Source organism: Desulfoluna sp. HI9BLuna, from assembly GCF_056829775.1.
In genome coordinates this window covers 1748020-1760748 of record NZ_CP186555.1, presented here as the reverse complement: position 1 = coordinate 1760748, position 12729 = coordinate 1748020, and the positions used below count along the sequence as shown (strand labels likewise).

At 62.5% G+C, this 12729-nt stretch carries 8 protein-coding genes; 5 read left to right on the top strand and 3 right to left on the bottom strand.

Annotation, left to right across the window (positions count from 1 at the left end; all coding sequences use genetic code 11):
• Positions 1–111: 111 nt before the first annotated feature.
• Genes ACOYW0_RS06905 through ACOYW0_RS06895 form a run of 3 tightly spaced genes read right to left on the bottom strand, consistent with a single transcriptional unit; the run spans position 112 to position 4090 of the window.
• A complete protein-coding gene (locus tag ACOYW0_RS06905) occupies positions 112–2160 on the bottom strand; it encodes a transglutaminase TgpA family protein (protein WP_482417801.1) in 2049 nt (682 codons plus the stop codon).
• 59 nt (positions 2161–2219) lie between these two features.
• A complete protein-coding gene (locus ACOYW0_RS06900) occupies positions 2220–3179 on the bottom strand; it encodes a DUF58 domain-containing protein (protein ID WP_482417800.1) in 960 nt (319 codons plus the stop codon).
• The gene (locus tag ACOYW0_RS06895) at positions 3176–4090 is read right to left on the bottom strand and encodes an AAA family ATPase (protein ID WP_482417799.1); all 915 of its coding nucleotides are present in this window, start codon (positions 4088–4090) and stop codon (positions 3176–3178) included. Before ACOYW0_RS06895 ends, ACOYW0_RS06900 begins: the two co-directional genes overlap by 4 nt.
• A 316-nt stretch (positions 4091–4406) precedes the next feature.
• Between ACOYW0_RS06895 and ACOYW0_RS06890 the strand changes: the two genes are divergently transcribed.
• The 5 genes from ACOYW0_RS06890 (at position 4407) to ACOYW0_RS06870 (ending at position 12554) form a co-directional block, all read left to right on the top strand.
• Positions 4407–5240: an HAD hydrolase family protein gene (locus ACOYW0_RS06890; RefSeq protein WP_482417798.1), complete on the top strand. Its 834-nt coding sequence runs from the start codon at positions 4407–4409 to the stop codon at positions 5238–5240.
• Positions 5241–5699: 459 nt separating this feature from the next.
• On the top strand, positions 5700–6335 hold the full coding sequence (locus tag ACOYW0_RS06885) for a TetR/AcrR family transcriptional regulator (RefSeq protein WP_482417797.1): 636 nt from the start codon (positions 5700–5702) through the stop codon (positions 6333–6335).
• Positions 6332–7756: an efflux transporter outer membrane subunit gene (locus ACOYW0_RS06880; RefSeq protein ID WP_482417796.1), complete on the top strand. Its 1425-nt coding sequence runs from the start codon at positions 6332–6334 to the stop codon at positions 7754–7756. Before ACOYW0_RS06885 ends, ACOYW0_RS06880 begins: the two co-directional genes overlap by 4 nt.
• Positions 7757–7797: 41 nt before the next feature.
• Positions 7798–8937 (top strand): efflux RND transporter periplasmic adaptor subunit, encoded by a 1140-nt coding sequence (locus ACOYW0_RS06875; protein WP_482417795.1) that lies wholly within the window; start codon positions 7798–7800, stop codon positions 8935–8937.
• Positions 8938–9386: 449 nt separating this feature from the next.
• Positions 9387–12554, top strand: coding sequence for an efflux RND transporter permease subunit (locus ACOYW0_RS06870; RefSeq protein ID WP_482417794.1), 3168 nt, complete (start codon positions 9387–9389; stop codon positions 12552–12554).
• Positions 12555–12729 lie beyond the last annotated feature (175 nt).

Genomic DNA, 12729 nt, shown 5'->3' with positions numbered 1-12729 from the left:
TGATGGTTTACCCATGTTGTCGTGTTGTATTGGCGCCCCAGCTTACACGAATTCAAAGGGGACGCAATACAAAAAATCGCTTGATGCCGATCCGTTAGGGGGCTGCTTTTCCTAAGACCCGGTTTTGGGGGATCGGGGGCGTATTTTACGCGGGTTGAACCGGTTCACCGCCCGCCTCAGTTCCTGTGGCCTTTCGGTGCTGTCACCACCCGGGCCGTAGGTGAGGGCCACATAAAGGCGGATGATCCTGCGGGCCTCGGGGTAAAGGTGGGGGGCCTCTTTCTTGATCCGGTCGAGGAAGTCCAGGGGGCCGGTGGCCGGGTGGCGGGTGATTTGTTCTTTTTCCATTTTCTTTTGAAAGAGCGCCCAGCTGGCCCGTACCGGCGGGATTTTGGTGCGGCTTCGCAGCTCCAGGATCAGCCAGGCCAGTCCAAAGACAGCGCAGCAGAGGGCAACCCCCCAGGCTGCAGCGGCAACCCATCCTTTGGCGGATCGGGACGAGGCGCCCAGTTTTTTAAGGAACGCCTCCTGAAGGCTGCCGGAGTACCCGATGACCCGCGTGTCCCAGTGGTAGTTGAGGGCATCCCACCCCAGGCTGAGTCGCTGGAGCCCCCGGGCCAGGAAGGAGGCGCCGTCGCCGATGAAAAAGGAGGGGCGGTCCGCCTCGGGAAGCCCGAAGCCCGCCCCCCGCTCCACCCGGTCCGGGGCCACGGCTGACGTGGGGTCCACCCGCACCCAACCCTGTCCTTTAAGCCAGACCTCCGCCCATGCGTGGGCATCGGCCTGCCGGACGATGAGGTAGTTGCCCATGGGGTTGACGGTGCCGCCCAGGTAGCCGCCCACGATGCGTGCCGGAACCCCTGCGGCCCGCATGAGAAAGACAAAGGCCGAGGCGTAGTGTTCGCAAAAGCCCTTGCGGGTGTCAAAGAGGAACCGGTCGATCCTCTCCCCGGAGAGAAGGGGAGGTGTGAGGGTGTATACGAACCCGTTGGTGCCGAGATAGGCCAGAGCGCTGTCCACCACCTGGCGGGCATCCGTGGCCTGGGCCCGCCAGCGACGGGCCAGGCGGCGGCTTTGGGGGTTTCCCCCGGCGGGCAGGCGGGTGAACACAGCTTCCCAGGGGGCAAAGGACCCGGTGGTGTAGGCGGTGGCGGAGCCAAACCGGTAGGGCGCTTCCTTGAGGCCGCCCTTGGGCTTTTGCATGGTGTGGTCCGCCAACTGTGCCGTGCCCTTGGGCAGGGTGACGGGAAGGTCCAGGGGAAAGAGCCGGTCCGTGTTTTTGGTTTCCACCATGATTTCGTAGGACGCAAGGGGGCCGGAACCTTTGACCGTTGCCCCCGATGGGGGGCGGATGGCGGCGCGCCAGGAGGTGCCGTTGAAGGTCTGGAAGACGATGCCCCGGAAGTAGCGCTGGTCCGAAGCGGGGATGACTCCGTCAAAGGTTACCCGAAAGACAGGGGCCTGGCTTTTGACCATCTGAGAGACGCTGCCCGGGGAGAGGGTGGTTGAAAACCCCGAGGAGGCGCTTCTGGTGGCGGTGATCCCGAAGAGGCTGCCGTCGATGCGCGGGAAAAAGAAGAAGAGGACCAGGGTGAGGGGGACGGCCTTGCCGGTGATGGCCCCCGACACCTTGAAGGCTTCTTTTAAGGGGACCGCAGGACAGTTGATGCGCAGCAGGATGGCGGTGATGTGGATCATGGCTGCCACCATGTACGCTGTCATCACAAGGGAGGCGGAGAAAAAGAGGCTGGAGACCACCATGAAATAGGCAATGAAAATGGCGATGAACAGGTCCCGTTCCCGCCGGGTCTCCAGGGGCTTCAAACCCGCCATGACACACAGGAGGCTTGCCCCGAAGCGGTTGTCGATGACCCCGTTGCTGGAGACAAACACGCAGGCAAACCCCAGGAAGGTGAGGCACACGCGGGAAAGGGTCCGGGGCAGGGGCCACCCCTTGGGCTCGGACAGGACCGCATACCCCCAGAACCCGATACACCAGACTGGGATCCAGGGGCTGAGATGGGTCATGTGGGGAATCAGCCCGGCCGCAAGGGCCGCCACCAGAAGGGGCAAGGTGTCTTTCACCGCCTCTTCCCTGGGATGGCGGCCTTTTTTTGTTGAAGACGTCGACACGGTGGTTGGTCCAACCTTTTCTTTCATGTTCTCATGGCAAGATGCTTTCGAGGTGGCTCACCTCGACGCCGGAGGCACGCTTATTGTTAATCGCTTGGTGGCATCATGGCCAGGGCGGTGAGGCATTGGTCCCGATGGGGGACGCTGGCCGGGGCACCCGGAGCGATGGCTATGCCCGGGGCCGACAGGCCGTAAGGGATTCCTTGCCGGTGGGCTTCCAGCACCAGGTGGCAGAGGTGGCTGATGCGGGCCTCGGTTCCTGTTGTCCGGATGAGGTCCCAGGAGAGGGTCACGGCGTGGTTCTGCTCTGCCTCAAAGGATTTGGTCCAGAGTCCCTGGCCCCGGGCCAGGGGCTTCCAGGCAATTCGGCTTCCGGGGTCCCCCGGCCGATAGGTCTTGAGTTCCCTGAAGTCGCCGGTCTCGGAGTGGGGGGAGGTGCCTGCGCCTTGCCCAGGGGTAGGGGCTGCGGCCGTTTCAAAGGCATGGGGCAGGGGCGCGGGAAAGACAAGGCAGTGGGCATCCAGCCGGATGCTTACCCAGGTGCGGAAGAGCCCGAAGGGGTAAGTGGACTCCACGATGAGGGGCGGGGGCCGAAAGCGTCCTCGCGTCAGGGTCTCAAGGGGCAGGCGGAAGGTGACTGTTTCCCCTGCCGGGATGTCCCGCACAACGCGTCCCTGGTCTTTGAAACCTGCCGCGACCCTGTAGCGGGGGGCTGCATCGGCTTTGACGGCCAGCTCAAACCAGAGGGGCTTGCCCGCAAAGACAGGGACGTGCTTTTCCGATACCAGGGTGAGCACCTTGATGTTTTTCTGGGTGTAGAGGGTGGACATCAGGGCCATGGAGGCCAGGAGAAAGGCAAAGAGAAACCCGGGGTTGTTGGTGTAGTTCAGGGCCCCCCCGATCATGGCTGTCACTGCGCAGGCAAAAAGGAGTCCCCGGCCCGTGGGGAGGATGTAAATGCGCAGGGCCCTGATCCCAAGGGGAAGGGGCCGTCGAGGGCCCCGGGAGGTGAACCGGAGCAGGGCGTTTGCCGCGGCGATTCTCACGGGACGGGAACCTCCATGAGCAGGTCCTGGAGCTGCCGGAAGGAGTATTCGGACCGGGTCTCCCGGGACTGGAGCCGGTGTCCGGCGATGTAGGGGAAGACAGCCTGGAGGTCTTCGGGGATCACGTGGTCCCTGCCGTTGAGGCAGGCCCAGGAGCGGGTGGCGTGGAGGATGGCCAGCCCGGCCCGGGGGGAGAGACCGTGGGTGAAGTGGGGGGCGTTCCGGGTGAAATCAAGGAGGTCCTGCACGTAGTCCAGAAAAGCGGCGGAGACATGGATGGCGGCGATGCTGCTTCGGATGGTCATGACCTGCTCGGTGTTCAGCACCGGCCGGATTTTTTCAATGGCGTGCTTTCGGTTCCCGGTTTCAAGGAGTTCCCGTTCGGCTTTGCGGTCCGGGTACCCCACGCTGATTCGCATGAGGAACCGGTCGAGCTGGGACTCGGGCAGGGGAAAGGTGCCGGACTGCTCCAGGGGGTTCTGGGTGGCGATGACGAAGAAGGGCTTGGCCAGGGGGTAGCTGTTGCCCTCAACGGTGACCTGCCACTCTTCCATGGCCTCCAGAAGGGCGCTCTGGCTTTTGGGGGTGGCGCGGTTGATCTCATCGGCCAGGAGCACCTGGGTAAAGATCGGCCCTTTGTGAAAGACGAAGCTGCCGCTGGCCTGATCGAAGACGGAGACCCCCAGGAGGTCGCCGGGGAGCATGTCGCTGGTGTACTGCATCCGGGTGAAGCCAAGCCCCAGGCAGCGGGAGAGGGCCTTGGCAAGGGTGGTCTTGCCGATGCCCGGTCGGTCTTCGATGAGGAGGTGTCCACCGGCAAAGAGGCAGGTGATGGCAAGTTTTACCTCGTGGGTTTTGCCGAAAACCACCCTGCTCATGGCGGAGATGATGTCGTCAAAGGCTTTTTTCATGGCGGCCTTTATATCATTTTATAAGGCGGGCCGGGGCCCGGTTGCGTTTGGCATGGTTCCAGAAGGCGTTGAGTGCTGATCTCCTTCAACGGGGATGACCACAGGTGGTGATCCGGTACGAAAGGGTATCAATTTTTTGATGATACGTGGTTGACGGTGCCTTCGTCAAATCTTTCCGGTTTTCCGGGGGGGCTTCGGACGTGCGGTTTGTCGTTGATTGAGACGCGGGATGTTTCATGGTACGCTATGGCGTTTGATGGGGCCGTCTTGTGGGGCTCCGATGCCATGAAACCTGGAAAGGAAAGAGGAACGGCCCATGCAGCGCATGATGATTACGGATTTTGACGGGACCCTGTTCCGCAGCGACCGCACGGTGGCGGACGAGGATCTCGAGAGCCTTCGGCAGCTGGGTGAGCAGGGCGTCATCCGCGTCATCGCTACGGGGCGAAATCTGTACTCCTTCATGAAGGCCGCCCCTGCGGATCTGCCCGTGGACTACCTTGTCTTTTCCACCGGGGTGGGTATCGCCCGCTATCCCGATCCGGCGGCCAACATGATCCGGGAGGCGAGCCTCTCCCATGAGGCCTGCCTGTGCATCAAGGGCGTCTTTGATTCCTTTGGCCTGGATTACATGGTCCACGGGGCCGTGCCCGAGGGGCATCGCTTTGTCTACCACCGGCACGCCCCGGAGAACCCCGACTTCGATACCCGTCTCTCCTTTTACGACGGGTTTTCCGAGCCCATCAACGGGCACTTTTCCGGCCCGGCGTCCCAGTTCCTGGCCATTACCCGGGAGGTTCGCGCCAGCTCTCTGTTTGCCGAAATCACCGAGGCTCTGGCCGATTTCACCGTGATCCGCACCACCTCGCCCTTTGACGGCACCAGCACCTGGCTGGAGGTGTTCCCCAAGGGGATCTGCAAGAGCGAGGCGGTCTCCTTTCTTGCCGAGCAATGCGGGGTTTGCCCCTCTCAGACCATGGCCGTGGGCAACGACTACAATGACGAAGACCTCCTTCACTGGTCGGGCAAGGGGTTTGTGGTGGCCAACGCGCCGGACGACCTGAAAGCCTGCTTTGCCTCTGTTTCCGACAACGACACCTGCGGGGTCTCCGAGGCCATCGGTCGCTGGGCTGTTTCCGGCTCCTGCTGACCCGGATATGTCATACGCAAACCACCAAACAAGAGCAGGTGGGTGAGGGCCGCCGATTGTTGAGGTAGTTCAAAAACCCACCATGTAATTCACCGTTTTCTGCTCGACCCGTGAAATATCCGGGCTGGGGTTTGCACCACCCTCCGTCCTCCTTATTCAAAAAGACCCTTCACGGCCCGTGGTTGCGGGCGGGCCGCTCTGTTTTTCTTCTCCATCTCTTCCGGTTCTATTCAGATGAGTTCCGATACGTGTGCCCTGGCATGCACATGTCCTGCCGTCTTGCGGGCCTTTGTCGGCTTTGCCCTTCGTCTCCCTTGATCGTTACAAAAGAATTTTTTTAAACATTTGTTTGAAATGAACAGTTGATTTAAACAAATGTTTGAATTAAGCTGAATCAGAATCGAAAACATGCCGGGATATGGTGTGGTTGAAGCGGATAACTGGAAGAGGAGACGAGAGATGGCGGTGGAAGAGACCAAGGCAAATATTCTGGACGCAGCGGAGTCGTTTTTTGCTGAGCTGGGGTTTCACGGTACCTCCCTCAGGCAGATTACCGAGCGCGCCGGGGTCAATGTCGCGTCGGTGAATTACCACTTCGGCAGCAAGGAGAACCTCATGGACGCGGTGCTCCGAAGGCGCCTTGAGCCCCTCAACGCCATTCGGCTGGCCCGGCTGGATGCCGTGAGGGCCGAGGCGGCTGAGGCCGGTGAGCGTCCGTCGGTGCGGGCGGTGATGACGGCCCTTATCGAGCCCACCCTCCGGGCGGTTGTCCAGCCGGAGTTCGGCGGGTTTTCCATCATCATGAGCCGCGTCTTCACCGAGCACAAAGGGGCCATGATGGAACGTGTGGGGCCGTTGATCGAGCCCCTTCTCAAGCAGTACTTAGAGACCCTCTGGGAGGCCCTCCCGAACCTGCCCGAAGAGGAGGTGGTCTTGAGGTTACGGATGTCCCTGGGGGCCATGCAGCACGCGATTCATGCGGTGCGCGGGCACCAGACGGACTCCTGCCCGAAGGAATTGACCACGGCCATTCCCGAAGACGAGGTGGTGGACTCCCTCATCGATTTTGTTACACGGGGCATGGAGGACACATGAAACGAAGATGGATGATGGTTCTGGCCCTTGGCCTGGGGATCCTTTCAGGCTGCTCCGTCCATGACCGGACAGCGCCCGGGGCCCTGGCCGAGGAGGCCTCGGATTTACGGGAGGCAGGGGATAAAACCCCGCGCCCGGAGGTGGACTGGTGGCTTTTTCTGGAAGACGAGACCTTGAACACGCTGGTGGAGACGGCCCTGGAGGAGAACCCCACCCTGGATAGGGCCGCGGCCAACGTGCGAAAGGCTGAGGCGCTACTGGGGGCGCAAAAAGCGGCGGATCTTCCCGGGGTCAATCTCACCGGTTCTGCGGGCCGCGCCCGCACCGAAGGGTTTATGGCCGGGATCTCCAACTCCTGGAACCTGTCGGCGGCGGCCTCCTACGAGCTGGACCTCTGGGGCGGCAGGCAGGCCCTTGAAAATCAGCGGGCCCTGGATCGGGAAGCCTCCCTTGCCTCCCTTTCCGAAGCCCTTGTGACCGTATCGGCCCAGGTGGCGGACACCTGGTACCTCCGCCTTGAACGTCAGGTGCAGCAGGATCTGTCCGAGGAGCGCGTGGCCCTGCGCCGGGAGCTGCTGGAGATGATTGAGTGGCGTTACGGCCAGGGCACGGCCACGGCCCGGGATGTCTACGACACCCGCACCGAGCTGGCCGTGGATGAGGTGACCCTTGCCAGGTACCGCACCGACGTGGCTGTGGCCGACCATGCCCTGTCTGCCCTGCTAAATCGCAAACCCGGAGGCCTTGAGGCCGTTGTCCCCGGTATATCGGACAAGCCCCTTCCCACCATGGCTCCCCTGGCCCGGGATCCCCTTTCATCACGCCTGATCCTCGGACGACCCGATATGGTCCGTGCCATGCTGGATGTGATGAAGGCCGATGAGGCCGTTGCCGTCTCCCTGGCGGACCGGTTTCCCACCTTCAGCCTCACGGCCGGGTACGGCAGGGCCGGAGACGGCTGGGAAGCGGGGTCCAACAGCGGCCCGGTGTGGAACATCGGCGGTGAGCTCCTGGCCCCCCTCATCGACTGGGGACGGCGAAAATCCCTGGTGGAGGCCGACAGGGCTGCCTTTGACGATTCCCTGGCCCGGTACCGTACCACGGCCCTTACCGCCTTCACCGAAGCGGCGGACGCCCTCACCCGGTGCCGCAACGGCGAGCGGGAAGACGCCCGCCTCAAGGAGTCCCTGGATGCGTCATCGGCCACCACGGCTTACGTGACCAGCCGGTACCTGGAAGGCGCCTCGGATTACCTGACCCTGATGATCGCGCGTATCGCGGAAAATGAAGCCCGGAGCCGCCTGGCAACCAGCCGGCGCCTTCTCCTGTCCAACCGCATCGGCCTGGCCCGTGCTTTGGGAGGGTCTTTCAGCGACACATGGGTTGAGACGTATGTGACGACACACAGAGAAACGGAGTAATGGTCATGGAAGATGAACGGCGGTCGAGCAAGGAGAGAACCATGGGACAAAACTGGCGCCCGCGGCTGAAATGGATCCTGCCCTTGGTGATCCTGGTGGCGGGGTTTCTGGTGATGCGTGTGATGATCCACCTGAAACGGGCACCGGAGAGGACCACGGCCGAAGAGCGGGGCCAGCTGGTGGAGACCGTGCCCGTCACCCGCGCCGAAGGGCGGGTGCGCATCGTGACCCAGGGCACGGTGGTTCCCTTCCAGCAGATGGACGTGGTGCCCAGGGTGTCGGGGTATGTGACGGCGGATCACATGGAAGTGGGCAAGTCCTTTGTCGCAGGGGAGGTGTTGTTCACCCTGGATGACGAAGACTACCGCCTGGCCGCTGTCAAGGCCGAATCCCAGGTGGCCCAGGCCGCCCTGGCCCTGGCCGAGGTGCGCTCCAAGGCCCGGTCCGCCAAGCTGGAGTGGGAACGGATGCCGGGCCGTGAGGGCATGACTCCTTCCCCCCTCTTGCTTTATGAACCGCAGCTGGCGTCTGCCAAAGCCCAGCTTGAAGGGGCAAAGGCCGACCTTGCGGCACGGCGCCTGGATATCGCGCGCTGCACGGTGAAGGCCCCCTTTGCCTGCCGGGTCCTTGCCGAAACCGTGGCCCCGGGCCAGTTTGTCTCCCAGGGCATGACTGTGGCCCGCCTCCTGGCCTCGGACCGCATGGACGTGGTGGTGCCGGTGACGGCCGAAGAGCTGGCCTGGGTGGACCCGGAGCAACACGAGGTCCGGGTGAGCCTGACGGCGGGCAAAGAAAAGGCCCTTCGCACCGGACGCCTGGTGAGGCGCCTGGCCGACGTGGACCCGGACGGCCGCATGGCACGGCTCCTGGTGAGGGTGGAAGCCCCTTTTAAGGATGAGGTGGCCGCCGTGGTCCCCGAGATGTACGTGGGGGTGGAGCTGACGGGCAGGCCCATTGACTCCGGTTTTTCCATTCCCCTTGAAGCCCTGGTGGACGGCAAATGGGTCTATGTCCTCACCCCGGAAAACACCCTGTCCGTGCGGGAGGTGACCGTGGTGTGGCGCCGCAAGGCCCGGGCCATTGTTACAGGTCCCCTTGCGGAAGGTGAGCTGGCCATTACCTCCGGGGTTGCCGGGGCCGCCCCGGGCATGAAGCTGAGGCAGTGGCAGGCAGCGCCCTGATCGGGGTGCCTCCGGCGGGTAGGGGATACATCCCCTGCACCCCAGTATCGCGAATGCTCCCGGCCTTCGTTCCTCAGGCCGATCCCATTCGCTGACGGGCTTTGCCCGATATGAATGCCGATGGTTTGTGCGGGGTGGTCCACAAAGAAGAATGTTTGGTAACCATCCCGCTCAAAAAAAAGCCTCGGGCGGAGCCGCCGGAGTTATTCCGCTTAGAGCCAAGCAAAAACCCCATGAAGGGCATGGGGTTTTCAGGCGAATGACATAGGTCTTTGCAGCAAAATCGGTTGCCATATGTCATACCCCACGCGAATGCCCCGAAAACGTCAGTATGGTGTCCACCTTCATGCATTCGCCATAGGGTTTCAAGGTGCCCTCCACCTTGCGTAGGAGGCGATGTCGGGGCAAGTATTCAAACCTATAACGTTGTGTGACCCTTAGGTGCCGAAATGAAAAAATGGATTGAATGGATGGCCAACAACCATGTGGCGGCCAACCTGTTGATGATGGTGTTTGTGGTGGGCGGTCTGATCAAGGGCCTGGGGGTGAAGCAGGAGGTGTTTCCCGAGATCGCCCTGGACAAGGTCCGGGTGGAGGTGGAGTACCTCGGGGCGGGCCCCGACGAGGTGGAAGAGGGCATCATCCTGAAGATCGAGGAGGCCATCTCCGGCATCGACGGCATTGACGAGCTCTCCTCCCAGGCCTTCGAGGGCCGGGGCAGCGTTATCGCCGAGCTGCGCACCGGGGTGGACCCCAACGTGGTGCTCCAGGACATCAAGAGCGAGGTGGACCGCATCACCACCTTCCCGGAAGACGCGGAGCAGCCCATTGTCAGTAAAATCTTAAACCTTCAGGAGACGGTGTCCGTGGTGGTCTACGGCGACCTGCCCGAACGGACCCTGAGGGAGCGGGCCGAGATGGTGAGAAACCAGCTCCTTGACCATCCCAAGATCACCCAGGTGGAGCTGGGCGGGGTGCGGCCCTACGAGGTGACCGTGGAGGTGACGGAGGAGAACCTGAGGCGTTACGGCCTCACCATGGAGACCGTGGCCGCGGCCGTGCGCCAGGCCTCCCTGGATCTGCCCGGGGGCACCATCAAGACCCGCAGCGGAGAGATCCTGCTGCGCACCAAGGAGAAACGCTACAAGGCGGCTGAGTACGCCGACATCGTCATTGTCCGGGGAGGCAACGGGGCCACGGTGAGGCTGGGAGACATTGCCGTTCTCACCGATGGCTTTGAAGACACGGGCACCTACGCCCGTTTTGACGGCAAGCCCGCGGCCATGATCAACGTCTTTCGCGTGGGCGACCAGAAACCCACGGAGATCTCCGACATCGTGCTGGCCTACGTGGACGAGCTCAACGCTCAGTGGCCGGACTCGGTGCGCGCGGCCGTGTGGAACGACACCAGCGAACTCCTGGAGAGCCGCCTCAATCTTTTGAAGAAAAACGCCCTTTTGGGCCTGTGCCTGGTGATCATCGTGCTGGGGCTCTTCCTGGAGCTGCGCCTGGCCCTCTGGGTGATGCTGGGAATTCCCATCTCCTTTATGGGCGCCTTGATGCTCATGCCCTCCTTTGACGTCTCCATCAACATGATCTCCCTGTTTGCCTTTATCCTGGCCCTTGGGATCGTGGTGGACGACGCCATCGTGGTGGGGGAGAATATTTTCGCCCATCGCGAAAAGGGAAAGCCCTTTCTCCAGGCCGCCATCGACGGAGCCGCCGAGATGTCGGTTCCCGTGACCTTCTCCATCCTCACCACCGTGGCCGCCTTTTTGCCCATCGCCTTTGTGGCCGGGACCATGGGCAAGTTCATGGTGGCGGTGCCCATCGTGGTGATTTCTCTTCTCCTGGTCTCCCTTGTGGAGAGTCTCTTCGTGCTTCCCGCTCACCTGAGCGGGGGATCGGCCAAGCCCCTTTCCGGCCCGGTGCTGGGGCGCATCGATGCGGTGCGGGTCCATTTCGGGGAGCGGTTGGAACGCTTTGTGTCCGGCCCCTATAAGCGTACCCTGGACCTGGCCCTTGCCCATCGGTACACCACCTTTGCCATCGGTATCGCCCTGCTTTTGATGAGCGTGGGGCTGGTCCGATCCGGTTTCATCAAGTTTACCTTCATGCCCGAGGTGGAAGGGGAGCGCATCACCGCGGCCCTGCAGATGCCCGTGGGCACCACCCTGGAAGCCACGGGCCGCCAGACCGACATGCTCATTGAAACGGCCATGGAGGCCGTGGCCGAGATGGATTCAGAAAACCCGGGGGAGCCCACCATCTTTCGCCATGTTTACGCCATCGTGGGCGGGGCCATGGCGGCCACCGGGCCTGGAAACGACGGCGAGGGCGCCGCGTCCTCAACAAACATCGCCCAGGTGGCCCTGTTCCTGACCCGGGCCGAAGAGCGCTCCGTACCCATCAGCGAGGTCAAGGCCCTGTGGCGGAAAAAGGTGGGGGAGATCCCCGGCGCCGATTCCCTGACCTTTACCACGGACCTGGTGCAGATGGGCGCCGACATCGACGTGGAGCTGCGGCATGTTGACTACCGGGTCCTGGAGGCTGCCGCCGAAGAGGTGAAAGCCTATGTGGCGGGCTACCCGGGTGTTACCGATATTGAGGACAACTTCTCACCGGGCAAGGGGGAGATCAAGTTCACCCTTACGGACGAGGCCAAGACCCTGGGTGTCACCGAGGCGGACTTTGCCCGCCAGGTGCGGGGCGCTTTTTTCGGCAGCGAAGCCTTGCGCCTGCAGATCGGTCGCAACGAGGTGAAGGTGAAGATCCGCTACCCGGAAGGGGACCGCAGGCTTATGCAGACCCTCACGGCCATGCGCATCCGCACCCCCGGTGGAGGGGAGATCCCCATTGCCCGGGCCGCCCGGTTTGACCGGGGCCGGGGGTACTCCACCATCACCCGGAACAACCGCAAGCGGGTAGTGAATGTCACGGCCACGGTGAACGCCAAAGAGGGCAACGCAGGGGAGATCAACGCCGATATCCGGGAGAAGCTGCTTCCGGGCCTCATGGCGACCTACGACGGCCTCTCCTATGGGTTCGCAGGGGAGGAGAAAGAGAAACGCGAGTCCCTGGGGAGCCTGAAAGAGGGCTACCTCCTGGCCCTGTTTGCCATTTACGCTCTCTTGGCCATCCCGTTTAAAAGCTACGGCCAGCCCGTGATCATTATGTTCGCCATCCCCTTCGGCATTGTGGGGGCCATCTTCGGCCACCTTCTCATGGGCTACAACCTGAGCATGCTGAGCCTCTTCGGCGTCATCGCCCTCTCCGGGGTGGTGGTCAACGACTCCCTGCTCATGATCGACCGCATCAACACCAATCGGGCCAGGGGCATGACCATCCTCGAAGGGACCCGTGAGGCCGGTCAGCGACGGTTTCGTCCCATTCTTCTGACCTCGCTCACAACCTTTTTCGGCCTCGTGCCCATGATCCTGGAGACCAGCGTCCAGGCCCAGTTTCTTATCCCCATGGCCATCAGCCTGGGCTTTGGGATCCTCTTTGCCACCCTCATCACCCTGCTTCTCATCCCGGCCCTCTATATGATCCTTGAAGACGCCAAAAGGGTCTTGGGCTTGGGCAGGGAGATCCGTCGAGGCGATATACCGTCTTGATGGGCTCTGTGTGGCGAAATGTCGTCTTTGCCGTCGCAACCGGGGGCGCTGTGATGCCCTCCGGTTGCCGGGTGCTTTTCCTTTCTTGTTGTTTTGTTGTTGCCCGGATTATACTGCCTGAACAGAAGGTTGTCCCATCTGCCCCCGCCTGTGCCCATGGCCGGATCGCGGGGCG

Excerpts from the sequence above, each read along its gene's own strand:
- ACOYW0_RS06905 (WP_482417801.1), bottom strand. The coding sequence starts at position 2,160 with ATGAAAGAAAAGGTTGGACCAACCACCGTGTCGACGTCTTCAACAAAA.
- ACOYW0_RS06895 (WP_482417799.1), bottom strand. The coding sequence starts at position 4,090 with ATGAAAAAAGCCTTTGACGACATCATCTCCGCCATGAGCAGGGTGGTT.
- ACOYW0_RS06890 (WP_482417798.1), top strand. The coding sequence starts at position 4,407 with ATGCAGCGCATGATGATTACGGATTTTGACGGGACCCTGTTCCGCAGC.
- ACOYW0_RS06885 (WP_482417797.1), top strand. The coding sequence starts at position 5,700 with ATGGCGGTGGAAGAGACCAAGGCAAATATTCTGGACGCAGCGGAGTCG.
- ACOYW0_RS06880 (WP_482417796.1), top strand. The coding sequence starts at position 6,332 with ATGAAACGAAGATGGATGATGGTTCTGGCCCTTGGCCTGGGGATCCTT.
- ACOYW0_RS06875 (WP_482417795.1), top strand. The coding sequence starts at position 7,798 with ATGGGACAAAACTGGCGCCCGCGGCTGAAATGGATCCTGCCCTTGGTG.
- ACOYW0_RS06870 (WP_482417794.1), top strand. The coding sequence starts at position 9,387 with ATGAAAAAATGGATTGAATGGATGGCCAACAACCATGTGGCGGCCAAC.